28 protein-coding genes and 1 tRNA gene are annotated in these 25,760 nt (G+C 66.4%); 12 read left to right on the forward strand and 17 right to left on the reverse strand.

The window, feature by feature from the left end; translation table 11 throughout:
• Positions 1–150: 150 nt before the first annotated feature.
• The 3 genes from AB0L53_RS19595 to aceE form a co-directional block, all read right to left on the reverse strand.
• Positions 151–894 carry a maleylpyruvate isomerase family mycothiol-dependent enzyme gene (locus AB0L53_RS19595; protein ID WP_363995393.1) on the reverse strand — a complete coding sequence of 248 codons (744 nt, stop codon included), beginning with the start codon at positions 892–894 and terminating at the stop codon, positions 151–153.
• A 15-nt stretch (positions 895–909) separates the two neighbouring features.
• Complete coding sequence (locus AB0L53_RS19600) at positions 910–2,412, reverse strand: alpha/beta hydrolase (protein WP_363995396.1); 1,503 nt, start codon at positions 2,410–2,412, stop codon at positions 910–912.
• A 147-nt stretch (positions 2,413–2,559) separates the two neighbouring features.
• A complete protein-coding gene (gene aceE / locus AB0L53_RS19605) occupies positions 2,560–5,307 on the reverse strand; it encodes a pyruvate dehydrogenase (acetyl-transferring), homodimeric type (RefSeq protein ID WP_363995399.1) in 2,748 nt (915 codons plus the stop codon).
• 500 nt (positions 5,308–5,807) lie between these two features.
• Between aceE and AB0L53_RS19610 the strand changes: the two genes are divergently transcribed.
• The 7 genes from AB0L53_RS19610 to AB0L53_RS19640 all read left to right on the forward strand — a co-directional run bounded on the left by AB0L53_RS19610 (position 5,808) and on the right by AB0L53_RS19640 (position 8,936).
• On the forward strand, positions 5,808–5,990 hold the full coding sequence (locus tag AB0L53_RS19610; protein ID WP_363995402.1) for a DUF1918 domain-containing protein: 183 nt from the start codon (positions 5,808–5,810) through the stop codon (positions 5,988–5,990).
• Positions 5,991–5,999: 9 nt separating this feature from the next.
• Positions 6,000–6,407, forward strand: a complete 408-nt coding sequence (locus tag AB0L53_RS19615) for a secondary thiamine-phosphate synthase enzyme YjbQ (RefSeq protein ID WP_357940382.1) — start codon at positions 6,000–6,002, stop codon at positions 6,405–6,407.
• A 117-nt stretch (positions 6,408–6,524) separates the two neighbouring features.
• A complete protein-coding gene (locus tag AB0L53_RS19620; protein ID WP_357940384.1) occupies positions 6,525–6,953 on the forward strand; it encodes a DUF3052 domain-containing protein in 429 nt (142 codons plus the stop codon).
• A 37-nt stretch (positions 6,954–6,990) separates the two neighbouring features.
• Positions 6,991–7,452 (forward strand): peroxiredoxin, encoded by a 462-nt coding sequence (locus AB0L53_RS19625; protein WP_363995406.1) that lies wholly within the window; start codon positions 6,991–6,993, stop codon positions 7,450–7,452.
• 11 nt (positions 7,453–7,463) lie between these two features.
• Positions 7,464–7,793, forward strand: coding sequence for a hypothetical protein (locus tag AB0L53_RS19630; RefSeq protein WP_363995409.1), 330 nt, complete (start codon positions 7,464–7,466; stop codon positions 7,791–7,793).
• Between the two features lie 112 nt (positions 7,794–7,905).
• Positions 7,906–8,847, forward strand: coding sequence for an ROK family protein (locus AB0L53_RS19635; RefSeq protein WP_363995485.1), 942 nt, complete (start codon positions 7,906–7,908; stop codon positions 8,845–8,847).
• Positions 8,848–8,864: 17 nt separating this feature from the next.
• A tRNA-Val gene (locus tag AB0L53_RS19640) sits at positions 8,865–8,936 on the forward strand.
• 59 nt (positions 8,937–8,995) lie between these two features.
• Here AB0L53_RS19640 and AB0L53_RS19645 read toward each other — a convergent pair.
• From AB0L53_RS19645 to AB0L53_RS19675, 7 genes are all read right to left on the reverse strand, one after another.
• Positions 8,996–10,132, reverse strand: a complete 1,137-nt coding sequence (locus AB0L53_RS19645) for a site-specific integrase (protein ID WP_363995412.1) — start codon at positions 10,130–10,132, stop codon at positions 8,996–8,998.
• Positions 10,132–11,742: a replication initiator gene (locus tag AB0L53_RS19650; RefSeq protein WP_363995415.1), complete on the reverse strand. Its 1,611-nt coding sequence runs from the start codon at positions 11,740–11,742 to the stop codon at positions 10,132–10,134. Before AB0L53_RS19650 ends, AB0L53_RS19645 begins: the two co-directional genes overlap by 1 nt.
• The gene (locus AB0L53_RS19655; protein WP_363995418.1) at positions 11,739–11,894 is read right to left on the reverse strand and encodes a hypothetical protein; all 156 of its coding nucleotides are present in this window, start codon (positions 11,892–11,894) and stop codon (positions 11,739–11,741) included. The genes AB0L53_RS19650 and AB0L53_RS19655 overlap by 4 nt, the downstream gene beginning before the upstream one ends.
• Positions 11,891–13,309: an FtsK/SpoIIIE domain-containing protein gene (locus AB0L53_RS19660; protein WP_363995421.1), complete on the reverse strand. Its 1,419-nt coding sequence runs from the start codon at positions 13,307–13,309 to the stop codon at positions 11,891–11,893. The genes AB0L53_RS19655 and AB0L53_RS19660 overlap by 4 nt, the downstream gene beginning before the upstream one ends.
• An 86-nt stretch (positions 13,310–13,395) precedes the next feature.
• Positions 13,396–13,710: a hypothetical protein gene (locus AB0L53_RS19665; protein WP_363995424.1), complete on the reverse strand. Its 315-nt coding sequence runs from the start codon at positions 13,708–13,710 to the stop codon at positions 13,396–13,398.
• Positions 13,707–13,973, reverse strand: a complete 267-nt coding sequence (locus tag AB0L53_RS19670; RefSeq protein WP_363995427.1) for a hypothetical protein — start codon at positions 13,971–13,973, stop codon at positions 13,707–13,709. The genes AB0L53_RS19665 and AB0L53_RS19670 overlap by 4 nt, the downstream gene beginning before the upstream one ends.
• Positions 13,973–14,392 (reverse strand): plasmid replication, integration and excision activator, encoded by a 420-nt coding sequence (locus AB0L53_RS19675; RefSeq protein WP_363995430.1) that lies wholly within the window; start codon positions 14,390–14,392, stop codon positions 13,973–13,975. The genes AB0L53_RS19670 and AB0L53_RS19675 overlap by 1 nt, the downstream gene beginning before the upstream one ends.
• Positions 14,393–14,553: 161 nt before the next feature.
• Between AB0L53_RS19675 and AB0L53_RS19680 the strand changes: the two genes are divergently transcribed.
• The gene (locus AB0L53_RS19680) at positions 14,554–14,970 is read left to right on the forward strand and encodes a hypothetical protein (RefSeq protein ID WP_363995433.1); all 417 of its coding nucleotides are present in this window, start codon (positions 14,554–14,556) and stop codon (positions 14,968–14,970) included.
• Between the two features lie 12 nt (positions 14,971–14,982).
• On the opposite strand, the gene AB0L53_RS19685 is transcribed toward AB0L53_RS19680, so the two are convergent.
• Positions 14,983–15,675 carry a GntR family transcriptional regulator gene (locus tag AB0L53_RS19685; RefSeq protein ID WP_363995436.1) on the reverse strand — a complete coding sequence of 231 codons (693 nt, stop codon included), beginning with the start codon at positions 15,673–15,675 and terminating at the stop codon, positions 14,983–14,985.
• Positions 15,676–15,963: 288 nt separating this feature from the next.
• Positions 15,964–16,248: a hypothetical protein gene (locus AB0L53_RS19690; protein WP_363995439.1), complete on the reverse strand. Its 285-nt coding sequence runs from the start codon at positions 16,246–16,248 to the stop codon at positions 15,964–15,966.
• Positions 16,249–16,593: 345 nt separating this feature from the next.
• Here AB0L53_RS19690 and AB0L53_RS19695 point away from each other — a divergent pair, with 345 nt between their 5' ends.
• Positions 16,594–17,883, forward strand: a complete 1,290-nt coding sequence (locus AB0L53_RS19695) for a hypothetical protein (protein ID WP_363995442.1) — start codon at positions 16,594–16,596, stop codon at positions 17,881–17,883.
• A 17-nt stretch (positions 17,884–17,900) separates the two neighbouring features.
• Here the strand turns inward: AB0L53_RS19695 and AB0L53_RS19700 are convergent, their stop codons facing one another.
• The gene (locus AB0L53_RS19700) at positions 17,901–19,517 is read right to left on the reverse strand and encodes a hypothetical protein (protein WP_363995445.1); all 1,617 of its coding nucleotides are present in this window, start codon (positions 19,515–19,517) and stop codon (positions 17,901–17,903) included.
• A gap of 190 nt (positions 19,518–19,707) precedes the next feature.
• Here AB0L53_RS19700 and AB0L53_RS19705 point away from each other — a divergent pair, with 190 nt between their 5' ends.
• The gene (locus tag AB0L53_RS19705) at positions 19,708–20,208 is read left to right on the forward strand and encodes a hypothetical protein (RefSeq protein ID WP_363995448.1); all 501 of its coding nucleotides are present in this window, start codon (positions 19,708–19,710) and stop codon (positions 20,206–20,208) included.
• A gap of 631 nt (positions 20,209–20,839) precedes the next feature.
• Here the strand turns inward: AB0L53_RS19705 and AB0L53_RS19710 are convergent.
• Genes AB0L53_RS19710 through AB0L53_RS19720 form a run of 3 tightly spaced genes read right to left on the reverse strand, consistent with a single transcriptional unit; the run spans position 20,840 to position 23,651 of the window.
• Positions 20,840–22,024 carry a tyrosine-type recombinase/integrase gene (locus AB0L53_RS19710; RefSeq protein WP_363995451.1) on the reverse strand — a complete coding sequence of 395 codons (1,185 nt, stop codon included), beginning with the start codon at positions 22,022–22,024 and terminating at the stop codon, positions 20,840–20,842.
• A complete protein-coding gene (locus AB0L53_RS19715) occupies positions 22,021–22,221 on the reverse strand; it encodes a helix-turn-helix domain-containing protein (RefSeq protein ID WP_363995454.1) in 201 nt (66 codons plus the stop codon). The genes AB0L53_RS19710 and AB0L53_RS19715 overlap by 4 nt, the downstream gene beginning before the upstream one ends.
• Positions 22,218–23,651 (reverse strand): replication initiator, encoded by a 1,434-nt coding sequence (locus AB0L53_RS19720; RefSeq protein ID WP_363995457.1) that lies wholly within the window; start codon positions 23,649–23,651, stop codon positions 22,218–22,220. The genes AB0L53_RS19715 and AB0L53_RS19720 overlap by 4 nt, the downstream gene beginning before the upstream one ends.
• A 40-nt stretch (positions 23,652–23,691) precedes the next feature.
• Between AB0L53_RS19720 and AB0L53_RS19725 the strand changes: the two genes are divergently transcribed.
• Both AB0L53_RS19725 and AB0L53_RS19730 read left to right on the forward strand, forming a co-directional pair.
• Positions 23,692–24,282, forward strand: a complete 591-nt coding sequence (locus AB0L53_RS19725; protein WP_363995459.1) for a UTRA domain-containing protein — start codon at positions 23,692–23,694, stop codon at positions 24,280–24,282.
• A gap of 109 nt (positions 24,283–24,391) precedes the next feature.
• Positions 24,392–24,700 (forward strand): hypothetical protein, encoded by a 309-nt coding sequence (locus tag AB0L53_RS19730; protein WP_363995461.1) that lies wholly within the window; start codon positions 24,392–24,394, stop codon positions 24,698–24,700.
• 382 nt (positions 24,701–25,082) lie between these two features.
• Here the strand turns inward: AB0L53_RS19730 and AB0L53_RS19735 are convergent.
• On the reverse strand, positions 25,083–25,760 hold a 678-nt coding region (locus tag AB0L53_RS19735), incomplete at its 5' end, for a group II intron maturase-specific domain-containing protein (RefSeq protein ID WP_363995464.1).

Raw genomic sequence — 25,760 nt, forward strand, 5'->3', positions numbered from 1 at the left:
GGAAGGCACCTTCCCCGCCGATCGGGGCACGCGCGCGAGCCGCTCTGGCGAGCGGTCACCCGCCCTGGACACGCCGCCGACCGCCGAGTGGCGGCGCGTCCAGGGCCTCACCGTTGATCACCGCGACCGCGGCTTGATGCGGCGGGCTGATCACAGCGCGGCGGTCGCGAGCCAGCGGTCCAGGAAGGCGCGGTCGCCGTGGACGGTCAGCGCGTCCGGGGAGCGCCTGCCGTACAACATCAGCAGCAGGTCGCTCACCGGGCCCTGAACGGCGGCGTCGCCCTTGGCGTGGCCGCGCGCCCAGCTGATCCGGCCCGCCGGGCCCTGGGTGAGGGTCCATTCGCCGTCGGCGTCGCTCGCGTGGAGGTGGATCGTGGCCCCCTCCGCGTCGAGCGCCGCCAGGCGCTTGGCCACCCAGAACGCGTGCGGCAGGGCCTCCAGGAACTCCTCGATCCCGTCGATCGCGACCGGTGCCTCCACGACGGGCGCCACGCCCACCGCGAGCTCGGCGTCGCAGCGGTGGACGACCAGCTCGAACAGCATCCGGCGGGCCCACCAGCTCACGCGCTGGTCGCCGCCCCAGGTCCAGACGGGCGTGTCCGGGTCGGTCGCGCGCAGTGTGGCGACCAGCTCCCGAGCGCCCGAGCCCAGCCAGGCCGCATCGCCACGCTGCCCCTCGGCCAGGCCGTTGGGCACCTGGCGGGACCAGATCGGCTCCTGCCGGCCCGTCTCCACGATGTGCACCACCCACCGGTGCAGCGTGCCGACGTGCGTGATCAGGTCCGCCAGGGTCCAGCCGGGACAGTACGGCACCGAGATGCCGGGATCGGCGCCGGTGGCCAGCTCGGCCAGCCGCGCGCTCTCGCTCTCCACGAGCCGGGGATAGTCCGTCACGTGACCGAGACTAGATCAGACCGACTTGCAGGTGGCACCCCGCTCGGGCATCTTCCCGGCCAGCAGGTAGGAGTCGACGAACCGCTTGACGCACTTGTTGCCCGACAGGTACGCGCCGTGCCCCTCGCCCTCGTACGTGACCAGCGTGGCCGTCTTGAGCTGCGCGGTCAGCTTGGGCGCCCACTCGTACGGTGTGGCGGGGTCGCCCGTGCCGCCCACCACCACGATCGGCGCCGAGCCGGTCGCGTCGACGTGCTTGGCCTCGTCGTTGCCCTTGACCGGCCAGACGGCGCACAGCCCGCCGGGGCCCTCGCTGCCGAACAGCGGCGAGATCTTCACGGCCGCGTCCTCGGTGTGCCGCAGCGTGGCCAGGTCGGGCCGTTCGGAGGTGTCGGCGCAGGTGATGGCCGGGAAGCTGGTCATCTGCGTGGAGTACGTGCCGTCCTGCGCCCTGCCGGTGTAGGAGTCGGCCAGGTACATCAGCGCCTGCCCCTGGCCCTTGAGCGCCGCGCTGAGCGCGTTGCCGAGGAACGGCCAGGCGAACTCGGAGTAGAGCGCGGCGGCGACGCCGGTGGAGGCCAGCCCCTGGGTGAGGTCGCGCTGGCCGACCTTGAGCGGCTTGGCGGCGAGCTGGTTCATCAGCCGGTCGACGTTCGCGGCGGCGGTCGGCACGTCCTTGCCGACCTCGCAGCGGTCCTTGACGCAGGACTTCAGGAAACTCTGGTACGCGTGCTGGAAGCCGCGGGTCTGGGCCACGGTGCGCTGCTCGAAGGTGACCGTGGGGTCGAGCGGGGCGTCGAGCACCATCCGGCCCACGTTCTGGGGGAACTTGGTGGCATAGACGGCGCCGAGCTGCGTGCCGTACGACATGCCGACGAAGTTGAGCTTTTCGTCGCCCAGCGCGGCGCGCAGCCGGTCCATGTCGCGGGCGGCGTTGACCGTGCCGACGTACGGCAGGATCTTGCCGGAGTCCTTCTCGCAGTGCTGGGCCAGCTGCTTGTTGGCCGCGTCGCCCTCCGCGCGGGTCTGCTCGTTGTCGGGCAGCGTGTCGAGGGCCATGTACTTGTCCAGCTCGGCGCTGTCGCCGCAGTGCACCCCCGAGCTCCGCTCCACGCCGCGCGGGTCGAAGCTGACCAGGTCGTAGCGGGAGCGCAGGCTGGTGAGCGACTTGGCGGCCTGGTCAAGAGTGTCGACGCCGGAGCCTCCCGGACCGCCGAAGTTGAACACCAGTGAGCCCAAGCGCTTGCTCTGGTCGGTGGCGGGGATCTTGATGAGCGCTATCTCGATCTTGTCGCCACTGGGCTCGGCGTAGTCGAGGGGCACCGCCAGCTTGGCGCACCGCACCGAGGTGTCCTGCCTGGCCGGCCGCTGCCCGTCGGGCCGCTTGAGGTCCGTGCACGGTCCCCAGGCGATCTGCTGGGCGGCGCCGGTGCCCCCATCCACGGCCGGTTTCGTCGGCGCACTCATGCAGGCTGCGGCCGATGCGGCCAGTGTGACAACGGCAAGGACGCGTCGCATGTCCATCTCCCCCTTGATATCTCAGGGGGAAGTTTTCCCCACAATACGCGAGTGCGTATCAAGGGAGCGAGGCGGCACGTACCACTCCTGAAAGTCGATGGCGCCCCCGCGGAAGACCTTCCGCGGGAGCGCCATCAGGTTGTGCGCTCAGACGCCCATCGACTGGGTGTCGTTGCTCTCCGCGCCACCGGCCTCGGTGACGCCGTTCTTGAGGTGATAGCGGGCGATCGCCTCGCGCAGCACCTCGCCGTCGAGCTCGCCACGCTTGACCAGGCTGGTCAGCACGGCCAGCGTGATCGAGGCGGCGTCGACGTGGAAGTGACGGCGCAGCGCCGAGCGGGTGTCGGACAGGCCGAACCCGTCGGTGCCCAGCGAGGACCAGTCACCCGGCACCCACTGCGCGATCTGGTCCTGCACGGCCTTCATGTAGTCGCTGACGCCCACGAACGGGCCCGTGGCCTGGGAGAGGGCCTGGGTGACGTACGGCACGCGCGGCTCGGCCTCGGGGTTGAGCAGGTTGTGCTCCTCGCAGGCCAGCGCGTCGCGGCGCAGCTCGGTCCAGGAGGTCGCCGACCACAGGTCAGCCGACACGCCCCAGTCCTCGGCCAGCAGCCGCTGGGCCTCGACGGCCCACGGCCCCGCTACGCCCGACGACAGGATGTTGGCCTTCGGTCCCTGCGTCTGCGGCCCCGCGGCGAACCGGTAGAGGCCCTTGAGCAGGCCCTGCACGTCGAGGTCCGCGGGCTGCGGAGGCTGCGTGTAGGGCTCGTTGTAGACGGTCAGGTAGTAGAAGACGTTCTCGGGCTGCTCGCCGTACATCCGGCGCAGGCCGTCCTTGACGATGTGCGCGACCTCGAACGCCCACGAGGGGTCGTAGGAGAGGGCGCCCGGGTTCGTCGAGGCGATCAGCGGCGTGTGGCCGTCCTCGTGCTGCAGACCCTCGCCGTTGAGCGTGGTGCGGCCGGCCGTGGCGCCGAGCAGGAAGCCGCGGCCCATCTGGTCGGCCATCTGCCACATCTGGTCGCCGGTGCGCTGCCAGCCGAACATCGAGTAGAAGATGTAGATCGGGATCATGTGCTCGCCGTGCGTGGCGTAGGCCGTGCCCGCCGCGATCGCCGAGGCCATCGAACCCGACTCGCTGATGCCCTCGTGCAGGATCTGGCCCTGGACGGCCTCCTTGTACGACAGCAGCAGCTCCCTGTCGACGGCCTCGTACGTCTGGCCATGCGGGGAGTAGATCTTCGCCGTCGGGAACATCGCGTCGAGGCCGAAAGTGCGAGCCTCGTCGGGGATGATCGGCACGAACCGGTGGCCGATCTCCTTGTCGCGCATCAGGTCCTTCAGCACGCGGACGAAGGCCATCGTGGTGGCCACCTGCTGCTTGCCCGAGCCCTTGCCGAACTGCTCGTAGATGCTGTCACCGGGCAGCTTGATGGGCTTGGCGCGCATGACGCGCTTGGGCAGCACGCCGCCCATGGCCGCGCGGCGCTCCTTCATGTACTCGATCTCGGGGTCGTTCTCGCCCGGGTGGAAGTACGGGGGCAGCTCGCCCTCGAGCGCGGAGTCGGGGATCGGCAGGTAGAGCCGGTCGCGGAACTCCTTGAGCTCGGCCTTGGTGAGCTTCTTCATCTGGTGCGTGGCGTTGCGCGCCTCGAAGTCCTTGCCGAGCGTCCAGCCCTTGATGGTCTGGGCCAGGATGACCGTCGGCTGGCCGACGTGCTCACGGGCCGCCTTGAACGCCGCGTAGACCTTGCGGTAGTCGTGGCCGCCGCGCGACAGCTTGCGGATGTCGTCGTCGGACATGTGCTCGACCATCTTGCGCAGGCGCGGGTCGCCGCCGAAGAAGTTGTCGCGGATGTAGCCGCCGGACTCGACGGAGTAGGTCTGGAACTGGCCGTCGGGCGTGGTGTTCATCTGGTTGACCAGCACGCCGTCGACGTCGGCCGCCAGCAGCGGGTCCCAGTCGCGGCCCCAGACGACCTTGATGACGTTCCAGCCGGCGCCGCGGAAGTAGGACTCCAGCTCCTGGATGATCTTGCCGTTGCCGCGTACCGGGCCGTCGAGCCGCTGCAGGTTGCAGTTGATGACGAACGTGAGGTTGTCGAGCTCCTCACGCGCCGCCAGGCCGATCGCGCCGAGCGACTCGGGCTCGTCCATCTCGCCGTCGCCCAGGAAGGCCCATACGTGACTGCGGCTGGTGTCCTTGATCTGGCGGTTGAGCAGGTAGCGGTTGAACCGCGCCTGGTAGATCGCCCCGATCGGTCCCAAGCCCATGGAGACGGTGGGGAACTCCCAGAAGTCGGGCATGAGCCGCGGGTGCGGGTAGGAGGGCAGGCCGTGGAAGCCGTGCGAGAGCTCCTGCCGGAACGCGTCCAGCTGCGCCTCGTTGAGGCGGCCCTCCAGGTAGGCGCGGGCGTAGATGCCCGGCGCGGCGTGGCCCTGGAAGAAGACCTGGTCGCCCGACTCGCCGTGGTCCTTGCCGCGGAAGAAGTGGTTGAAGCCCACTTCATAGAGCGAGGCGGCCGAGGCGTAGGTGGCTATGTGGCCGCCCACGTTGGTGCGCGCGTTGGCGCGGGACACCATGATCGCGGCGTTCCAGCGGATGTAGGCGCGGATGCGCCGCTCGACGTGCTCGTCGCCGGGGAACCAGGGCTCGCGCTCCGGCGGGATCGTGTTGATGTAGTCGGTGCTGCGCAGGCCCGGCACGCCGACCTGGTGCTCGCGGGCGCGCTCCAGCATGCGGAGCATCAAGTAGCGAGCTCTGCTGCGGCCCTCCGTCTTGACGACGTTGTCGAGGGACTCGAGCCACTCGTTGGTCTCACTGGGGTCGACATCAGGCAGTTGGCTGGGTAGGCCGTCGCTGATGATCGAGAATCGCTGGCGTCCGGAAGCCACTGGGTCTCGCCTTCCGAGGATGACTGATGTCTGGTCTGGGTCGCCTTCCATCCTGGTCGCTTACCGTAGAAAGTGCATCTCTACTGGTCGGTAACCAGTGTGTCCCTGCTGGCAGGGTCACGATCGGTGGCCTAGACCACCGATGGTAGGACGAATCCCGGCCAAGGTTACCTTGGCCCGTCAATTTAACAAGACCGGAAAAGCTACGAAATTTCGCCGGGCGTGGCGTAGAGGTCTCCCAAAGGGGCCGCCAAGGGCGCGATGCGCCGCGCGAGTCTAGCCGCAAGCCTCTGACCACTCTTGTCGGCGGTGGGCAGAGGCTGCCGATCATGGCCTTGACCAGCGCGGATGCGGTGTCAGTGTGACAGAGTCGGCCGCCCGGGTGGCACGAAGTGTCACATCCGGGCAGCGTAACGTTTCGGTCAGGATTCTCCCTCTCCCTGCGGAGGGGGGAGTGTGTCCCTCTTTCCGAACGGAGCTCTCCGTACGAGTCTGGAGATATGAACGCGACGATAGGCGACCGGCTGCTGGTGCACGGCAACACGGTCGGCGAGCGGGATCACGGTGGCATCATCATCGAGATCCACGGCACCGACGGTGGGCCCCCGTACATCGTGCGGTTCGACGACGGGCACACCGGGCTGGTGTTTCCCGGCCCTGATGCGGTCGTCGTACCTAAGTAGAATTCGTGTGTGAGATCTCAGATCATCTCCGTGGCCACGGGTTCACGGGAGACGGTGCACGACATCACCTCGGACTGCGCGGACTTCGTGCGGACGCTGGGGGAGGACGGGCTGCTGCACGTCTTCGTACCGCACGCCACGGCCGGGGTGGCACTGATCGAGCTGGGGTCGGGCAGTGATGACGATCTCGTCGCCGCCTTGCGCGATCTGCTCCCGGCCGACGACAGGTGGCGTCACGCCCACGGGTCGCACGGTCATGGCAGATCGCATGTCATGCCCGCGCTCATCCCGCCGTACGCGACCATCCCCGTACTTGGCGGGCGTCTGGCACTGGGCACCTGGCAGTCCATCGCAATCGTCGACCTTAATGTCGACAACCCGCAACGCCAGGTACGCCTGTCGTTTTTGTCGGATTGATGCGGCCCGTCTACGGCCGTACCCGTGGCGACCGTTGACGACTAAGGGTCACAGCGTGTGGACTGTCCCGAAGCGATAAACCGCATATGCGGGGCCACTCAAGCAGGAGGGATAAACGTGAGCGCGACCGCGGGTCAGGCGCAAAGTGAGCGCGGCCTGGCCGAACGGCTCGGCCTCAAGCCGGGTCAGGTGGTGCAGGAGATCGGTTGGGACGAGGACGTCGACGACGAGCTTCGCGACTCCATCGAGGACCTGACCGGTAACGAGTTGCTGGACGAGGAGACCGACGACGTAGTCGACGTGGTGCTGCTGTGGTGGCGCGACGGCGACGGCGATCTCTTCGACGTCCTCACCAACGCCATGCGATCACTCGCCGACGCCGGCCAGATCTGGCTGCTGACTCCCAAGGCCGGGCGCGACGGCCACGTGGAGCCGAGCGACATCGGGGAGGATGCCACTACGGCGGGTCTCTCGCAGACCAGCAGCATCTCCGCCGCGCCTGACTGGTCAGGGACCAGACTGGCCTCACCGAAGGGCCGACGCTAGGGAGTCTGAGCGCCTGCCATGCGGCAGGATGGCGTGTGTGAACGAACGTCCTGCCGAGGTCGGCGCGCTTGCTCCAGACTTCGAACTGCGGGACCAGCACGGCACTCCGGTGAAGCTGTCGGGCTTCCGGGGGAGGAAGGTCGTGCTGGTCTTCTATCCGCTTGCCTTCAGCGGCGTGTGCCATCGGGAGCTGTCGGCGCTGCGCGATGCCCAGGATTCCCTGGCTGACGCGGAGCTCCTCACCGTCTCGGTCGACTCCATGTTCACCCATCGCGCCTGGGCAGACGTGGAGGGTTACGCGTTCCCGTTGCTCTCCGATTTCTGGCCACATGGACAGGTCGCGCGGGCGTACGGTGTGTTCGACGACGAGAAGGGGGTTTCTCTGCGGGGGACCTTCATCATCGACGGCGGGGGCGTGATCCGGTGGTCGGTGGTCAATCCGACCAGCCAGGCACGTGACGTCGCCGATTACGTCAAGGCACTCGCCGACATTTCTTAACGGAGGAAACGATGCCCTGCTACCGCTGCGGGGCCCGGCAGACGGACCCCGTCCGTGGCGCCAGCCCGTGGAAGCGGGGGGTACGCCGCGAGACGCAGGTGCTCATCTGCCCGGACTGTCAACTGCTGCACGACCTCGATCTCGACGCGTGCGGCACATGCGGGTCCACGGCGCTGATCTGCCGGCTGGGCGAGGTGGAGTGCAGGGGCTGCGGGACCGTGCGGCAGGCGCGGGCGGACGCCTTTGTGGGGTCGGATGCTGTGGCGGCGGGCTCGGGCGCCCCGCCGGGCCTGTCGGCCGAGGTCGAGGCGGCGCTGAACCGGGTGCTCGGCCGGGCCTGACCTGGGGGCGGTTGGGGGCGCAGCCCTGGGGACGGCGAGGGCGCAGTGCTGGGTGGGTCCGCCTTAATCCAGACATTCGCTGAGCTGCGCTATCGTCTCCTGCGTGTCTGCAATGAGTTCGTTCGTGGTGGCGCTCGACGTCGGTGGCACGTCCATGAAGGGCGGCCTGGTCAGCGAGTCCGGCGCGGTTCTGCTGAGCGAGCGTTGCCCGACTCCCCGCTCGGAGGGCCCGGAGGCCGTCGTGGCCGCCATCCGCGAGTTCATCAGCCACCTGGCCGCCTCCGGTGACGGCATCCCGGCAGGTGTCGGCCTGGCCGTGCCCGGGCTGGTGTCCGAGGACGTGGCCGTCTACGCGGCGAACCTCGGCTGGCGTGACGTCCAGGCCTCCGACTTCACCGCACTCGACGTGCCGGTCATGCTCGGTCACGACGTACGTACCGGGGGCCTGGCGGAAAGCGTCCTCGGCGCGGGGCGCGGCGTATCCGACTTCCTCTTCCTGCCCATCGGCACGGGCATTGCCGGCGCCATGATCGTCCACGGCGAGCCGTACGGCGGCTCCTCCGGCTGGGGCGGCGAGATCGGCCACATCCCGGTCTTCCCGGACGGCGAGCAGTGCGCGTGCGGCCAGTTCGGCTGCCTGGAGACGTACGCGTCGGCGGCCTCGGTCGGCCGGCGCTACAGCCTCCGCTCCGGCCTGGAGGACATCCGCGCCGAACAGGTCGTCTCCTCGGACGACCCCTTGGCCGTAGAGGTGTGGGACGAGGCGGTAGAGGCCCTCTCGCTGGCCCTGGCCACGTACACGCTGCTCCTGGACCCCTCCATGATCGTCCTGGGCGGCGGCCTGGCCGAGGCGGGCCCGGCCCTCTTCGACCCCGTCCGCACCCGCCTCGTCAAACGCCTTGCCTTCCGAGACGCCCCACCCCTCCTGCCTGCCGCTTTGGGCGTCGACGCCGGCATGCTGGGAGCGGCCTTGCTGGGCTGGCGCGCGGCCGGCCGAGAAGAGCTGGGGGCCGGGTGGGTGGTGGATGTGCGATCGGAGCCGTTGGTGTCGTAAGGTGTAGTGCCGATCAGGGGCGGTTAGCTCAGCGGTAGAGCACTCGCCTTACAAGCGAGGGGTCACTGGTTCGAACCCAGTACCGCCCACCTGCGGAAAAGCCCCGTATCCGATCATGGAAACGGGGCTTCGTGCCATTAACGTGCCATTAGCCTGCGCCGGAGGGTCCGTCGGCGTCCCGGGCGATCTTGGAATTCATCGCGTCGGCGATCTTCCGGTCGGCCTCCGCCGTGCTGTGCTGGTAGATCAGCGCGGCCCGGACCGAGTCGTGTCCCATGCGCTGCATGAGATCTTTGAGGCTCGCGCCGGAGCTGGCGGCGATGGTGTTTCCGGTGTGCCGTAGATCATGGAAGTGCAGGCCAGGGAAGCCGATCTGCTTGGTGTTCTGGTCCCACCTGGCCGCACGTCGGAAGTTGCTCCGGCGGAGGACGCCGCCTCGTGAGCCGGTGAAAATCAGCGCATCGGACTCTGGGTCGGTGAACTGGTCGAGGTGATCGCGGAGTGCCGGGATGATCGCTTCCGGGAGGGCGACCGTACGGATTCCCGCGCGGGACTTGGGCGGACCGACGAGGAGTTCGCCCGTGTCGAGCTCGACATGCTGTTGCCGAACGCTGACGGTCCTGGCCACGAGGTCGAGGTCTATGCGCCGCAGGGCTGCCACTTCACCCCAGCGCAGGCTGGCGAAGGTGGCGAGGAGAACCAGCGCGCGGAGCCGTGCCGGCATTAGATCGGCCAGCTCGAACACCTTCGCCACAGTGAGGACGGGCCGCTCTTCCGGCTTCTCCTCACCGGCACCGCGGATGCGGCACGGGTTGCGCGGGATGATCTGATCGTCTGCCGCCGTCATGAGGACGGCCCGCAGGAAACGGTACGCCTTGGCTATCTCGGACTGGCCGACTCCATTGCCGAGCAAAAGGACTCGCCACTCACGAATCGTCGCCGTGTCCAGCTTGCCGACTGGTACGCCGCCCAGGTGAGGCCGGATATAGCGCTTGAGTAGTCCCTTGTAGATCTCGACGGTACGCGGCCGGAGGTTCGTCCGTTCGGTGATCCACTTGTCCGCGTAGTCGCCGAGCTTGACCTTGGCACGCTGCGGATCGGTCCAATCGCCTGTGATCAGCTTGGCCTCGATCAGCGAAAGCGCCTTTTCTGCGTCACGCTCGCGGGCATAGGTGTTCTCACCCGTGCGGATCTCGCCGTCGGGGCCGGGGTAGCGGATTTGGAATCTGCCGGACGGAAGTTGGCGGATACTGCCGAAGCGCCGCTTGCCTGGTCTGTTCGCCATCAGGCGGCCCTCCCAAGGTCAGTTGCCGAAAGTTCTTGTCCGGCTGCTCTGGCTTCAAGTTCCCGCAGGTGGGCCCGCCAGCGCTGGCGTTCGTGGACGGAGCGGAGGAGCCGGACCGCGAGCGGTGGCACGTTGGCGTCTCCGGCCGGGACTGGTCTCCAGACGTAGCGGTGTGGGTCGGTGGGCTCGTCGGCCTGGCCGAGGGCTTCCAGGACCCAGGTACGTCGGTCCTGCTTGTGCTCGGCGAGGGTCTTGTTGCTCCACTTGCGGGAGACGAGGACGCGGCGCCCGGCGTAGCCGAGGTGTTCGGGCTTGTGGGCCTTGCTGCGACAGCGGCCGGGGATCATGCCGGGCTTGGCGCTCTTGGGCTGGATGCCGTAGCGCAGCCAGTTCGGGCAGGTGGGTGAGCAGGGCTCGAAGCGGAGGGCGTCGAGCATGCGGGCGGCGTGCTGTTGCTGGGCCTGGCCGCCGTCGAGGGAGTCGCCGATGGACTTGGTCAGGTACTTGGACAGGTAGCGGATGCACTGGTCGGCGTCCGGGGTACCAGCGAGCACGCCTTGCACATCGACCTGTTCGCCGAAGCGGATGACGTGGAGCGGGTCGGCGTCCTCGTCGAGAGCGTCGAGAGCTTCGTCCCAGGTGGGCAGGACTTCGCCGGTGGCCGGGTTCAGGTAGCCGGTGCCGTCCTGCCAGACGGGCAGGTGATCGCCGTCGTAGACGACTTCGTCGGCCTGTGGCCACCAGACCTGGTGGTAGGTCGCGGCGGCTATCTGCTTGATCTCGGCGCGGGGCAGGGTGCCGCGGATGGCCATGTGCAGGTGCGGTGCGAGCCGCTTTTGAGGCTCTACGGACGCGAAGTACTGCACGTCATAGCCCGCGACGCGGCGCAGGTTCTGCACGAAGCGATCGACGAGCTTGGAGAAGTGCAGCGCGTCCCGAGCGGCGCGCCGGTAGTCGTAGCCGTCGGGGTCGATGGGTGCGCCGTCGCGAACCTTGCCGTACGAGGGCAAGGTGAGCGTGACGAACAGGGACGGCCGGTAGGTCTTGCCGTCGGTGCCTTGGAAGGTGCGTCCAAGGGTGGTGTTGGTCATCTTGCGCTTGGGCAGGTCGGGCGCGTCCTGCCGCCGCTTGGTCGAGCGGGAGCGTTTGGCGGTGGTACGGCCGAGGACGTTGCCGCGCATGCCTGCGGCGTTGATCTCCTCATCCAGGCCAGTGATGATCGCGTCGAGTTCGGTGGTGTCGTCGCCGGCTTTTGCGGCGGCGTCACGCTGTGCCTGGTAGTCGGCGCGGAACTCCACCAGCCAGCGCTGTTCCTCGTTCGGCTCGTCGGGTGCGATGGCGGGTTCGGCGTCGAGGTGCCATCCCTCACGGCACTGGGCCTTGCGCAGTTGCTTGTTGCGCTTGGCGCAGGGCGGGCACTTGCTGTCGAGGGTGGCGCCGCAGGGGACATCGATGATCTCGGACTTGCCGGTGACGATGTCGAGCCGCTTGAGCGGGATGGGCCGGATGCAGACGCCGTGGAGCTTGGCGACCTCTTCGAGCACGTCGCGGGCCATCGGCATGGCCTGCCGGACGGCCCGGGGGAGTGCGCGGTCGTGCGCATGGGTCATGCGGTCCTCCCTTCGTCGGAGTCGGTGACGATGAGCGCGGCCTGGCCGCACTCGGCGCACTCGACCAGGGCACGGACCGGGTCGAGCCGGAGAACGTTCAGGGTGAGGCAGGTGGCGCAGCGAAGGCCGTCAAGGAAGTGAGCGAGCGTCATGCGGCCTGCCCGTAGTAGGCGACCATGGCGCGGATGTCGGCGTCGGAGACGTACGCGGCGCGGACGCGGATCGGTTCGGGTGAGGTCTCCAGGCGCATGTAGGCGACGCCTGCGCCCAGCTCCGGGACCGGTGAGATGTGATCAGCAAGTGCTCCACGATCGCGTGCGCCGTCGCCGAGGACCATGTCCACCTGTTCGGATTCGTCGAGTCGGAGGGCGATCTTGTCGGGGAAGAGGTTGCGGATGTTCATGACCTCTTTGCGTGGGTCCTGGAGTGCGGCCATGACGCCGACGCCGACTGAGCGGCCTTGGGTGGCGAGCGTGGCCAGGGCGGCGGAGATGCGCTGCCGAAGCTGCCTATCGGGCTGGTAGGCGGTCAGGAACGCGACTTCGTCGACGAGCACCAGGACGAACGGGTCCTCGATCGTCGGAACGTGGGAGCGCTGGAGACCGGCGAAGCGGGTCGCGCGCTTTTGCATGACGCTGACCGCCTCGTCGAGCAGGTCGGCGCAATCGGTCGGATCGGCGGCGTACCGGCCCTGGAACAACTCCCGTCCGAACGAAAGCTCCATGAGCTTCGGATCCAGCGCCCATACCTGGGCCAGGCCCGCCCGCATGGCGGGGAGTAGCCCGCGGACGGTGTCCCACAGGAACGAGCCCTTGCCAGCGCCGGTCGCGCCCGCGATCAGGATGTGTGTGCCGTGCACCTTGAGCCGTAGCGGTCGGCCGTCCTCCTGCTTACCGATCTCGACTGGTCCCACGGTCGGCTCGTCCGGGATGGGAAGGGCTGGCATGGGTGAGGCGAGTGGGTCGCGGCGCGGGAAGGTGAGCAGCAATCGGCCACCCTTGACGAGCGCGACCCGGCAGGAGGTGGTGCCGAAGCCCTGGGCGAGGTTGTCGATGCGGTCGGACCAGTCCTTGACCGCCTGCCCGTCGAGCATCCGGACGGTGATGCGGTCGGCCCAGCCGTCGCAGGTGACGCGCATCAGACGGGGCATGTAGACGCGTCCGTTGACGCGCTTGGCCAGGCCGGAGACGTCCATGACGCCGTGCCAGTGTCGGCGGTAGACCCACATCAGCCGCCACCAGGCCAGCAGCCGCCAGCCGACGAGACGGGCGAAGGAGCCGCGATCGATGTAGGACCAGGAGGCCAGGGCCAAGACGATGGTCCCCAGGAGGGACGCGGCCAGAGGCCACCCGAAGTGGTAGCCGATGGCAGCGAGAGCGATGGGTACGGCGACGGCTACGGGGTGCCGCCAGGTGGTACGGATGAGGGCGGCGAGGAAGCGCCAGCCGTAGATGAGCAGGGTGACGAGGGCGGGTGTCTTGAGCACGGCCGGTCGGAAGACGACGGCCGTATCGGGCGTGGTGGAGACGAGGTTGCGCGCCTCGTCGCCAGGCAGCCGCTTGAACATAAGCTGGAAACCTCTCGTGATGTGCAGTCAGGGGAGAACCGAGGGGCCGCCGGAAGTTGCCGCTTCCAGCGGCCCCGCTTCGTGTGTCAGGCCGCCGTGTCGGTGGCGTCCTCGGCCGGCTCTTCGGCGTGCAGCAGCTCGCAGTCGGCCAGGTAGCGAGCGGCGGCGTTGAAGATCTCGCGGGCGATGCTCAGGTCGGCGTCGGTGACTGGCCCGGACCCGGTGGTAGAGATGTGGACGTTGGCCTCGTGAGAGGCGAACTCCAGGTACGGCCGCGGATTGCTGACCAGCAGCCCGGCGCGGATCTGGAGGCGCGGCGTATGGAAAGAGACACCGACGTGCGGGTCGGAGTCGGGTCGCATGGACAAGGTGACGTAGGTGTAGGGCCGGTGCTCGCTCACGCCGCCACCCCCTGACCGTCGGGCAGGCCGTAGAAGCTGCGCTCCACGGAGCGGGCGAAGCGGTGAGCCTCGCGGGCGAGCTGACGCGCGAACTCCAGGTCCTCCGCCGTCACAGGTCCGCTCGTGGTGACCAGGACGGAGGTGGCGCCGAAGTCGAGCGCCAGGACGGGCTCACGACGGGTGAACGGGTGGTTGAGCGTGCGGGCGGCGTTTCCGGTGGTCAGCCGGATCACGCTGTTGCGCGGGGTACGGCGACGGGTCATCAGGCGGCGTCCTTTCCGGCCTTGGCCTGGATGGGCTGTGCGGTCTGTCGGGGAGCGTGCATGTCGCGGACCTTGATGGAGTAGGCGAGGCGACCGTTGCCGTTGACGTACGGCGTGACCGAGACGGCGTCGAACTCGACGGGCGTGAACGGCAGCCCCGGCATCGGGGACGGCGGCACCGGCTGGACCGGAGCGAGGATCTTGACCGCCACCGTCTTCTGGGCGGGCTTGAGGGTCGGGTCACCGTCCATGACCGCGACCTGCCAGACCAGCTCTGCGGTCTGCTTGTCGCGGGCCTGCACGAATCGGCCGTTGGCGGAGGCGTCGAAGTCCTTGACGGGCTCGACCTCACCGACGATGTAGCAGCCGTGCGGGAAGACCATGGCGAAGGTGACGGGGATGGGGCCTTGCAGAGCCATAACTACTCCTCACTTGGATGACAGGCACTCGACCTATCAAGTAACTCAACGATAACTCTCCGTAGCTTGCTAGGTCAAGTTACTAGGCGAAGGTGACGGCGCTATCACTCATGCGATAGACAGTCGCGCAGGCCAATGGCCCGACATCTAGGGAGGATCTCGTGCGAATCGTGTGGGGCTGCTTAGCTGTAGTCCTGATGGCCCCACTGGTCGGGCTGTTCCTGCTGTACAAGATGCCGATGTGGCGCGATGATGCCCGGTTCGACGACTTCCGTGGCCGAGTGCTGGCCTATCCGCTACCGCCCGAGACGCACAAGAAGAGCGACAGTGTCGCCACCTTTGACAAGATCTCCGGAGGAAACGGCGATTACTGTGAGTACCGGGTCCGATTGGAGCTTCGAACGGGCTTGCCACTGAAGGAGCTCTACGCCTACTACGACAAGGCCGCGATCGCCGGAGTAGCCGACGATGAGGCGCAGGTGTCCCTGCACGTGAGCGAAGACACCGGAGACAGCAGAACCGTCACCGTGGAGTTCAGCGACATCAGCTCCAGCGACTGGGACATTCGCTGCACATAGATGGCAGCGCGATCACCCAATCGGGTAGGCGTCTTCCAGTTCGTGCCGGTCAGCAGGCAGCAGAACCTCCACGACGGCCAAAGGCCGGCCAGCGGCGTCCCGTACCGCGCCGAAGACGGCCAGAAGTGGCTGGTTCTTCGGCATGGCAAGTTGCTTGATCTCGTCAGCAGAGGGCATGCGAGCGGTGATCTGCTCCATGATGTGATCGAAACGCACGCCCTTGCGCGCCTGGAGATGCTCGCGGAAGCCCTGCCCCAACGGCTCGCCGCTGGTCAGATCCGTCCCCTCGGACAGTTCCAAGGGTAGCCAGAGCGAGACCAGCTCAGTCGGCTCGCCCTCGCGCGTGATCAATCTCCGCCGAACGAACGCCTTGCTCTTGGGCCGCACGTCCAGCAGCACGCCGACCCGATTCGGCACAGTGACCGCCCCGACCTCGACGACCTCGCCCGCGGAGTCGGTCTCCGGCTTGGTCAGGTACGCCTGTCCCGGACGCTTCTGCTCAACAGAAGCCATCGCCGGACGGCCGCGCACGAAGCGGCCCTTGCCCTGCTGAGACTCGATCCAGCCCTGCTCACGTAGCACGCGAAGGGCGGCGACCACGGTGGGACGGGAGACGCTGAACTCTTGGATGAGCTGGTTCTCGCTGGGGAGCATCGTGCCCGGTGGGTAGTCTCCCGCCTCGATGCGCCTCTGAAGAGTGTGCACAAGTTGCGCATACTTAGGCGGCACGGACTCTAGCGACATCTTGACCGTCCAACAGCCGACAGGTTGTTTTACTAAGTTTGAGCGTAACCGGCTCGTCGCCGGCTGTCCACGTAGATGCCGACAGTGGGGGCCGAACGCGAGAAGTCCGGCAGGCAGTGCAGTGACCGGGCTGGGAAGGTTGCCACGGGGGCTGCCACTACATCTGCCTGCCGGGGGAGGCGCGACGAGACAAGGCCACGGCCCCCACCCCCTCCGGAAGGGACCACGCCCGCCTCGCCGTGCCCGTCATCACCTGGCGATGTACTCAGCCAGGACGTTCGCCGCACCCTCCACATCACTGGTCGGGTGCCGCCTTTCGGCGTTCTGCCACGAGTAGTAGGCCCCGCCGTACCCGACGAACACCCACACCGGCATCCCCGGCTCACGTTTGTGCACCATGAGTGCACTGTTGTTGTCCCGCAGCTCGGCGTTGACACCGAGGTTCGTGAGCTGGTCCCGCAGCCGGACGAGCATGTCGCCCTCTTCCTGGCCCTGCAAGAAGCCGGTCACCGCTGCTTGAATGATCGAGTTCATCTTTCGCTCCCTTCGGCCCGGCCGTCTCCGAGGCAGTCGAGACACTCCCGCTCCTCACTCGAGATCTGATCTCTGTCGGTGTCGCCGATGAGGAGCGCACGGCGCGAGTCGCGCAGTTTGATCCCGCGTCCCCGGCAGCCGGGGCAGGGCGACGTCTTGCTTGTCTCGTCTGGCCGGATCACCGTCGCCATCTCCTCGTTCATTCGGCGTTCCCTGTGGCGGGAGGCCGCGTGACGTACCGTGGTTGATTGATGACAAGTCCACCGGCAACCGCGTCTGAGCAGGACCCCTGAACGGCCCCCTCATTTCCCCTTTCGAGCCCCCAGCCGGGAGGAAGACCCGAAGATGCCCGACTACATCCCGAACGTTCGCCTTCGCGCCTGGCGCAATCAGGAGCAGCTCAACCGCGCGCAGATGGCCGAAAAGCTCAACGCCACGCCCATTGGCGCCGCTAAAAGGTTGGCCTGCGACGAGGAGCGGATCCGGCGTTGGGAAGCAGGCGAAGTCAGGTGGCCGCGTACCGAATACCGGCTGGCGCTAACCCAACTGACCGGGAAGCAACCGGAAGCGCTTGGATTCTTGCAGGGGAGGCAGAGCGAGAGCCGACTCATCGAAGCGCAGGTAATGCCCATCGACGCCCTGCGAGCCGAAGCCGACCTGTACGGGACGATGGAGCTTGCCCAGCAACTCCAGGCATCCGACGTCGGAACAGGCACCTTGGAGGCCCTGGCCGAGGCCGTTGACCTGCTGTGCCGCGCCTATCCGGTGGTGCCCGCCGGCACCCTACGCGATCGCACGCAGAAGCGCTTGGCTCAGATCAATCACCTGCTCGCTGGGCGCCTCACCCTTGACCAGCATCGTGAGCTGCTCGTGATCACCGGTTGGCTTACCGCTTTGCTGGGGTGCGTTCATTACGACTTGGGGGAGCGAGAAGAAGCCGAAACCGCCCGGCGGACAGCCTTCGAGATGGGGCGCCAAGTAGGACACGGAGAACTCATGGGTTGGGCGCACGAGATGTCAGCGTGGTTCGCCCTCGTCGAAGGCCGCTACGAAGACGTCGTGACCGCCGCCCGTATGGGCCAGGGTGTAGCAGGCACGAGCAGCGCTATGGTCCAGCTCACTCTCCAGGAAGCCCGGGGCCTGGCTCGAATTGGCGACCGCCGCGAAGCAGACCGCGCCCTGACCCGTGGGGCGGAAGTACTCGGCAGCCTACCTATGCCCGAGCATCCGGATCACCACTTCGTGTTCGACCACGCCAAGTGGGTCTTCTACGCCGCAACCTGCTATACCTGGCTCGCCGACGACGACCGCGCCGAAGAACACGCCCGCGAAACCGTCCAAATGCACACCCGCCCTGACGGAACCAGTAATGCGCCTATGCGTGTTGCTGATGCTCATATTGACCTCGGCATCATTCACGCTCGACGCGGTGATCTCGACGCCGCAGTCGGTGAGGGCCTGGCCGCGTTCGATATCGATCGACGATCTCTCACTGACCTAGTCAATCGTGCGAGCGACCTTGATCGAATGCTACGTCAACGGTACCGACGTGAAGCGCTGGTGGAGGAGTTTCACGAGCGGTTTATAACAGCTCGCCGTGCCCTCGCTAATCGACGTCCGGACCTCCTGGACTAGAGGAATTGAACTCTAGGTTAGCGGCCTTGGCTTTCTTGAATGACTTCCATGGCTAGAAACCTAACCAACTGTACATCCGGCCCCAATGAGTCGGATTCTTGGCTTTCGGGCATCAGTACCGTTGACTCGCCATGCTTCGGTTCGTCTTTTGCGTGTACGATCCTGTTGCGTATCTTGTAAACCCGTTCAGCCACTTGATCCAATAAGTCAACGTTCCGGTCGTTGGCGCTCAGGGCCCTTACTCCGTTGATGGGTCCCTTGCTTGAAAAATGGTTGCCCCAAATGCTGTCCTCAAGAAATTCCTTAACAAGTTCCTTTCTGACGCCTTCGTGTAGCAAGGTTCGCAAGTTCTTGGATTCAAGCTTGCCTAGGCGTTGTTCCATGATGTTGAGGAGCTTCATGATGGAAGCATCCTTCTTCTCGTCGAACTTGCGATCGAAGAGTTCGGCGCGGACGTCTCGGATGATGGCGCGACGAATCATGATGAAAAGGAAATGCTCAAGAATTTGATAATAGGTAAGAAATGCCAGTGTGGGATTCCCGGAAGCCTCGGTGGCGAAGTTGAATAATTTCGCAACTGCCGAATCTATAGACATGATGGGAAACCTTGCGCTGTCTACAGCAGACCGCGATGCTCGTCTCCTTTTACGAATAAGGTCTTCTTGGGTGGGTGGCCGAATCGCGTTGAAGATAATCCCGTTTCGAGCATTAAGCTCGTAAAGGAAGGAGTGCAAAATCTCTTCGCTCTCCTCTAGTAGTTCCTCTCTCGACAGGCGGGCGTCGAGGTAAAGCTTCAAGGACTGCTTGGGGCGCTCTTGCCCTCTGATAATCATCAGTGCGATGAGTGGGCTGCAATTCGATAGCTCTATGCACACACTATCGTCTCGCCGCGATAGATGTACTCGCGCAGCCTCGCGGTTATCGTTGTTCTCTTCGGGGCGAGGTCTGCGGATAATGTTTCCGTCTGAAAGTATGGGAACCCAGGAGTCATTCGACGAGTGGGCGCATTGAGGAATGGAGTTCTTTGTTATGCGAGTTAGTCGCATGGTGGAGCCGGGAAGTCCAAATCCTCGCTCCAATCCGATCTCGACTATTCCATTCGAGGGTGAAATGTAGCCTATGTATTGGGGATGCTCAAAGTGATCCCAGTCAAGTTGATCGTTAAGCATTGGAAAAAAGGAGGGTGGCATGGCGAGTTCGGTGCGCACCAAGCTTCGGGATCCGTTTGGAGCGATCTCCAGTCCATCGCGCGTGAACGCGAATCGATCGTACCCCTTCGCCTGAAGCTTAAACCGCAGAGATTTCTCTTCTTCTGAAGGCTCCACATCTGTGTCGTCAGCCATCCCGCCCTCTCCCATATCGTCAGTAGGACCCGTTGTCGCGTTCATTGTCGTTGAAGGTAAGGGTTCAGGCCTCATGAGTTGCCGAATTGTTCCCATAGGAATCAAGCGGCGGCGCGCCGCGCCGCCGTACAGCGGCCCGTCGCTTGCCTGCAGCCCGGGCATGCGGCCTGGGGGCCGGTCCCGGGCGGCAGCAGCACGGGCCGCCCCGCCGACCGCCGCCCCCGCCGACCCGAGCGAACTCGCCGACCTCAGCGCCACGCCGCCGCACGGCCACAGCCCTACGATCGCCATGTGTGGGTCGGCCTCCGTTGTTGGTCGGGGGCGATCGACGATCCGGTGCTTCGTTCCTCAGCACCGGCTCACCGAGTAGCGGCGCCCTCAGGTCGCGTGGCTGGGTGGCAGCGCAGGCATGGTAGGAGCCGGGACGCGGCCTCGTGCCACCCCTCTATACATGAAGTCGATGCTTCGCAATCATTCGACTATGACCTGGGAGGCCTTCAGCACAACTGTTCTCCCCCTGCTAGGCGTGCTGCTGGGGACGTGTGGCACTCTTCTGGGTCAGTATCTGGCGACTCGTGTGGACAGTAAGCGCCTGGAGCATGATCGGCTCGCTGCCATGCGTGCTGAGCGGAAAGCCGCCATCTTGTCCTTCCTCGATGCGGCTCAGCGCATCGAGTTGATCCTTGACAAGCAGCCGGTATTTAAGGATCGGTTGGACGAAAACACCGCGCAAGAAGATCTTCATAAACTCTGGCTAGCCAAGAAGAGCGTCGAACTCGTCTGTTCTCCTGAGCTGGCGCAGTGCGCGCATGACTACACCTCTGCGTTGCATGTCACGCTGAGAAACCCTGATCGGGTTGCGGATCCCGCTGCGAGGCGGAAGACGCGCTACCTGATGATGGAATCTGCCAGGCGGGATCTCGGGATAGCCGGCGCTCACCTAAAGCGCGATCTTCCCCAGATCGGCAGGGGTGATGACTGAACTCTCGCGTCCCCTCGGGCATACTGGGGTGGCGCGCTACTCTACTGGCCGGAGGACCTGACGGCGCTCCGGCGCTAGGCCCATGAGAGGGGCCAACTCTGCTGTACTCCCCACCGCCTGTCCAGTACGAATGTTTTCCATGCTGGCCGAGAGCGCGTAAGGCGCACCCGTGAACACGGCTCGGTGCGCCGTGCAATATGCGTGCAATGATCTTGCGTTCCATGAGCTAGCAGCATGAGCGCACTGCAGGTCGGAGCGCATGCGGAGCCCGTAACGGCCGCGAGCTGTAAAACCGTCGGCAGTTCGCCCCATGCGGATGGATCGCCCGTAGGGCGCCGGGTTCGCTTCCGTGCCATCTGCGTGCCACAAGGGCATGCCATACCGTGCCAGATATCGCAAGCGAGCCCCACATCAGAGGCATGATCGCCGTGCCATTAGCGTGCCATTAGACCGAATCGATCATGGCGCATCAAGCGCCCCAGCAGGTACGGGGATGCAGGTCCAGATCTACAGCCAAGGGATCATGGCTCCTTACAAGCGAGGGGTCACTGGTTCGAACCCAGTACCGCCCACCTGCGAAAACGCCCCGTTTCCGATCTTGGAAACGGGGCGTGAGTGACTAAGTGAGTGACTAACTCCCGAAGATCCGGTCCATGGCCTCGGCTCCCTGCATGATCACTGGGCGGATCTGGTGGCGGTAGACGGTCTCGGTCACCACCGTGTTGGAGTGGCCGACCAGGCGTGAGATGTCCTCGATCGGGACGCCCGAGTCCGACAGGACCGACACGAAGCTGTGCCGCAGCTCGCGTGGTGACCACTCCCGGCCGGTGAGTCCCGCCGCCTCGACCACCTTTCGGAAGTCCCGCCGCACGTTGTGCGCGGTGACGGGCGTTCCTGTCCTCGTGCAGAAGACGAGATCGGTGTCCTGCCATCGCTTGCCCGCCTTCTCGCGTGCGGCCTGCTGCGCCTCCCAGAGCAGTCGAAGTGCGTCCACGCAGCGACGGGGCAGCTTGAGGGAGCGCCGAGACTTCACGGTCTTCGTGTCGCCCTTCTGCCGTACGGACCGCCACACGTAGATCGCGAACTCTTGGTGATCCCATCCCGCCTCGGCCACCGGTAGCCATGCCTGGCGCCCTTCGTCGTACGTGACGACGTGCGACCAGAGCAGCGTCCGCAGTTCCTCGGTCCGAGCACCGATCAGCAGCGAGAGCACGATGTACGCCCGCATGCGCTCGCCGCCCTTCTCGGCCTCGGTGAGGACTGACAGGGCTTGGGGCAGCGTGAGCGCCTTGGAAGGACGTCCCGCGCGACCGTCCGGGATGTCGCAGAGATCAACGACGTTCCGCTTCACCATGTCGCGTCGCATTGCGCTCTTGACGGAGCGGTTGAGGAGGCCGTGGATCAGCTTGAGCGACCGGGTACCAAGCTCGTCGGTCTTGCTCGCCAGCCAGCGGTCAATGTCTTCCACGGAGAGGTCACGCAGCTTGCGCGCGCCGAGCGCCGGGATCAGGTGCTTGTCGGCGTACGTGTGGTACATCGTAACCGTGGAGGGAGAACGACCGCTCAGGCCGTGCTCCAGCCAGTAGCGGACCGCGTTGGCCACTGTGTAGTTGGCCGGTGCGATGGCCAGGCCGTCCTCGTAGTCGCGGATGATGTCCTTGAGCTTGTTCTTGGCTTCGGTCTTGGTCTTGCCGCTGGCTTTCTTGACGATGCGCTTCCCGGCAGGGTTGTAACCGATGGTGACGCTGGCGATCCAGCGCTGGCGCTTTTCGTCCCAGTGCAGGCCGCCGTCTCCTCTGCTGCGTCTTTCGGTCATGATGCCTCCTGTTCGAGCAGGGCGATGTAGTCGTCTATGGCTGAGGCCGGGATGAGTCGGATCCGGCCTTGGGTGACCGAGCGCAGGCGGCCCGATCGGATGAGTTCGTAGATCACGCTGCGGCTCAGGCTGAGCAGCCGCATGGCATCGCAGACGCGGTAGAGCCGCCGTTCGTCGAGCGGTGTGGGTGGGGTCATCCGTCCTCCCGCTCTGCCTGGATGTGTCGGGCGGTCTGGACGCGCTGGCGGATGTGTTCGGCCATGAGCGCTTCGCCGGGGGTGTAGCCGATTCCGGCGAACCGCCAGTGGCCGAGGACGAGCGTGGTGGCGTCGCCGAGGGCGGGGAGGCCGTGGCGTTCGAGGGCTTCGGCGGCCCGGTGGGCGGCGCGGGCGTTGCGCAGGTTGGTGAGATTGAGCGAGTAGGCGCGGCTCTTGCTGGAGAAGTGGCCGCGGAAGCCGAGCATGTGCGCCCACGAGCGGAGCCGGAGCGCCCTGAATTCGGGGCGTGCGCCGAGGTCCCAGCAGGTACGGATCATGCGGCGGGCGTGGTCGGTGACGGGGAGGGCGTCGAGGTTCAGGCCGGGTTTGAGGCCGGTGCCGTGGCAGTGGCCGCAGGCGGCCATCAGGCTCAGCCGTCCGCGTCCGGCGCAGGCCCGGCAGGACAGGCGGTGGTCGATGGTGCCGGAGGCTTCAGCGCCTTTGGTGGCGTACTTGGCGATATAGGAGGCGACGGCTCGTTCGCTGAGCCCGTCGGCGTTGGGGTCGAGCAGGATGGGGCGGATGTCGAGTTGGTCACCCCAGGTGAGGTCCCACCGGCCGAGAGCGCTCGGCGGCGTGGTCACGGTGACCTGACTGACGGCGGGTGGGATGGCCTGGACGAGCAGGTGGTGGTCTGCCCAGTCGGGTGGCGGCTCGTAGGCTCCGGCAGGGCCGTCCAGGCGGATGTTGGCGTGGAAGTGGATCAGGCCGCGTCGCTGGTACTCGGCGACCTTGGCGAAGGACACCTTGACGTGCTGGGCGAAGGCGCGGCGGGCCATCCCGGTCTGGTTGGCGAGCTCTTGCCGGATGGCCAGGGTGAAGCGGTGCCACAGCGCGCCCGCGTGTGCCTGCCAGAGGACCGCGCCTGGGTAGTCGTAGCAGTCGGGGCAGATCGGTTGGCCGAGCCGTTCGTCGTGGGGCTCGTGCCGCAGGTGGCAGCCGACCGGCCGCCCGTGCTCGCACAGCCTGCCGTGCTTGCGAGGGCGGCAGGCGCGACCGTCGCGGTGGGAGTGGACGGGGCCGAAGGATGGGGCGGTCAGGGTGACGAACACCCGGGGGTGCGCGCTGACGGTCTCGGGCACGCCCTTGCCGCCGGACAGGCCCGCCCGGATGAGGTGGAAGGTGTCGGCCTGGTAGGTCTGTGAGCAGGCTGGGCATACCGAGGCCCGCCGGTTGCCGCAGGCCACCAGGAGATGTCCCGCGGGTTCGGTGTCGGTGGTGTACGCGTGCAGGATCTCGCCCGTGCCCGCGTCCACGATCGTCGACTGTCCGGCCAGGTGCACCGGGTGGGCGCATCCACCGGTCGCCGCCATCATGGAGCGCCACCGCTTGTAGCCGGGCGCGTTCACCAGGCGGATGAGATCGGTCATCCACTCGGTGTCGGATGGTTGATCGGCGTGTTGTTCCTCCTTGCTCATAGGGCACCACCCGGACGTCCAAGCCTTCGGCTGGGACCTCGCCCAACGCGAACCCGAGACCCCGCTCTTCACCGGCGAGAAGACCATCGCCAACCGCGACGTCGCGATCATGCTCAGCGTCCGGCCCGGCCACCCGGTCATCCACCGCCGCAGCATGTGGCACCGAGGCCACACCGCCGCCATCCACGGCGCATCGGCCCGCCTGGAGATCAACTCCTACACCAACGCCGACATGCTCCCCGACTGGGACGACCCCAAGCACCACGCCCAGTACCGCAAGCGCCCCGGCTTCTTCTACCAGTCACTCATCCGCGAACACGGCCCCGTCCGCTGGATGACCCTCACCACCGCCCGTATCGCCTACGAAGACGAACGCACCGGACTCGGCATGGACTACGCCGAAGCCGTCCTCATCATCCGCCGCACCATGGCCAACCCCAACGGCCACCCCATCGAGGTCGCCGAGGTCAAAGCCCCCGCCAACCGCTACGAGATCGGCCACCACCGCGAGCTCGCCGAAGACCCCGAGATCGTCTTTACACCGCAAGAACTCAGCGACAGTGGCATAGACCTCGTGATCTAGTGCTCTGACCAGAGACCTTGCCAGGCACACGTCCGTTCGCTGGGATCGCGGGCTGAGAGGGAGCCGCGGATGGCATGCTACAAAGAAGTCGATCATGAGGAGATCAGCTATGACGCACACTCCTGGAACGCAACCTGTGCACCGCCGTACCCCTCTCAGTGCAGAGGAACAGGCCCGCGGCCAAGCGAACATGGCCCCCTACGTCGCCCAGGAACTCCTGGCCAACGGACGATTCAGGGTGACCGCCGATGCCCCGGATAAGGTGGAGCTCTTCCAGGGGGCGGCCCGCAGGGCGGGTGAAATGCTCCAGCGGCCTGTGGTCAGCTATGCCAACGGCAAGGACATCGTGATCACCTTCGGCGAGGAGGCGGCTCCCTCCAGCCTCACCGACCGAGGCGATCCCTCCCGGCCCGAGTGACTGCCCGGCGCCGTCCATGTAGTTGAACGCTCCCAAGTCCGGATGGGTTGCTCAGGAGCTACCCGGCGAACCCTTTCGGTCACGGCACAGCTACGTGCGCGTCTGTCGGCAGCCGGTGGCTCAGAGTTTCTTTGCTGGTTCAAGGGCTCGCTGCGCTCGCCACGGGGCCGCCGGCCCGCTTAGCGGTCTGGCGGGCTTGCGCGTGCGGCCTGGGGGCCGTTCGCGCCCGCCACCGCACGCGGGCCGGCGGCCCCGACGATGAGCTTTCAAGATTCTGTGGGGTCGGACCGAAGCGCGGTGTCAGCATTGCGGCTGGTCCGTTTCTCCGGCCCGCCCTCCGAACCCGGCGTGCGACTTTCACCGCACCGGGCTCTCCACAGGTTCATGCCGCTGGAGATGGCTCTGTTCGTCGTGACCAGGGTGTGGGGATGTCCCAGGCGCGCCAGCGATACCGGGTGACCGGGATCGATGCCGCATCCAGCAGGACGATTCCCTGCGCGGAGATCTCCCAGCCGTTGTTGAGCAGCCGGGTCCGTATCTTCCGCCACGACATGCCACCATGCCGTTTGCGCAGCCACCAGTAGAGGCGGTGCCAGACGTAGTGGCCCAGGTAGCTGAACGTCCGTTTGGACGAGCCGTGCCGGAAGTAGTTGCACCAGCCCCGGATCACCGCGTTCACGCGGATCAACAGGGTTCTCAGGTCAGGCTGTCCTGGGTGGATCAGCGCCCGCACCTTGGCGATCATCGTGTTGATCGCCTTCTTGCTCGGGTAGGTGTAGACGGTCCACTTCTGGGTTCCTCGTTTGCGGCGCCGCTGGATGTGGTGCCCCAGGAAGACGAACCCGTCATCGAGGTGGGTGACCGCCGTCTTGGCCTCCGACAAGCGCAAGCCCATCGGGGCCAGTACCGCGGCCGCCTGCTCCCTCAGCCGTTCGGCGTCGTGGCGGGTGCCGTTGACCATGGCGACCCAGTCATCGGCGTAGCGGACCAGCCGCCAGTTCGCCACCCCACGTTGACGCCTGTTGTCGCGCTGCCGGACCGTGGCCATCGCCTCCTGGTG

The organism is Nonomuraea sp. NPDC052129 (assembly GCF_040680095.1).
Classification (GTDB): domain Bacteria; phylum Actinomycetota; class Actinomycetes; order Streptosporangiales; family Streptosporangiaceae; genus Nonomuraea.

Excerpts from the sequence above, each read along its gene's own strand:
- AB0L53_RS19695 (WP_363995442.1), top strand. The coding sequence starts at position 16,594 with ATGCCCGACTACATCCCGAACGTTCGCCTTCGCGCCTGGCGCAATCAG.
- AB0L53_RS19700 (WP_363995445.1), bottom strand. The coding sequence starts at position 19,517 with ATGGCGATCGTAGGGCTGTGGCCGTGCGGCGGCGTGGCGCTGAGGTCG.
- AB0L53_RS19650 (WP_363995415.1), bottom strand. The coding sequence starts at position 11,742 with ATGACCCATGCGCACGACCGCGCACTCCCCCGGGCCGTCCGGCAGGCC.
- AB0L53_RS19715 (WP_363995454.1), bottom strand. The coding sequence starts at position 22,221 with ATGACCCCACCCACACCGCTCGACGAACGGCGGCTCTACCGCGTCTGC.
- AB0L53_RS19730 (WP_363995461.1), top strand. The coding sequence starts at position 24,392 with ATGACGCACACTCCTGGAACGCAACCTGTGCACCGCCGTACCCCTCTC.
- AB0L53_RS19720 (WP_363995457.1), bottom strand. The coding sequence starts at position 23,651 with ATGACCGATCTCATCCGCCTGGTGAACGCGCCCGGCTACAAGCGGTGG.
- AB0L53_RS19600 (WP_363995396.1), bottom strand. The coding sequence starts at position 2,412 with ATGCGACGCGTCCTTGCCGTTGTCACACTGGCCGCATCGGCCGCAGCC.
- AB0L53_RS19705 (WP_363995448.1), top strand. The coding sequence starts at position 19,708 with ATGACCTGGGAGGCCTTCAGCACAACTGTTCTCCCCCTGCTAGGCGTG.
- AB0L53_RS19610 (WP_363995402.1), top strand. The coding sequence starts at position 5,808 with ATGAACGCGACGATAGGCGACCGGCTGCTGGTGCACGGCAACACGGTC.
- AB0L53_RS19645 (WP_363995412.1), bottom strand. The coding sequence starts at position 10,132 with ATGGCGAACAGACCAGGCAAGCGGCGCTTCGGCAGTATCCGCCAACTT.
- AB0L53_RS19670 (WP_363995427.1), bottom strand. The coding sequence starts at position 13,973 with ATGACCCGTCGCCGTACCCCGCGCAACAGCGTGATCCGGCTGACCACC.
- AB0L53_RS19635 (WP_363995485.1), top strand. The coding sequence starts at position 7,906 with ATGAGTTCGTTCGTGGTGGCGCTCGACGTCGGTGGCACGTCCATGAAG.
- AB0L53_RS19710 (WP_363995451.1), bottom strand. The coding sequence starts at position 22,024 with ATGACCGAAAGACGCAGCAGAGGAGACGGCGGCCTGCACTGGGACGAA.
- AB0L53_RS19675 (WP_363995430.1), bottom strand. The coding sequence starts at position 14,392 with ATGGCTCTGCAAGGCCCCATCCCCGTCACCTTCGCCATGGTCTTCCCG.
- AB0L53_RS19660 (WP_363995421.1), bottom strand. The coding sequence starts at position 13,309 with ATGTTCAAGCGGCTGCCTGGCGACGAGGCGCGCAACCTCGTCTCCACC.
- AB0L53_RS19630 (WP_363995409.1), top strand. The coding sequence starts at position 7,464 with ATGCCCTGCTACCGCTGCGGGGCCCGGCAGACGGACCCCGTCCGTGGC.
- AB0L53_RS19690 (WP_363995439.1), bottom strand. The coding sequence starts at position 16,248 with ATGAACTCGATCATTCAAGCAGCGGTGACCGGCTTCTTGCAGGGCCAG.
- AB0L53_RS19655 (WP_363995418.1), bottom strand. The coding sequence starts at position 11,894 with ATGACGCTCGCTCACTTCCTTGACGGCCTTCGCTGCGCCACCTGCCTC.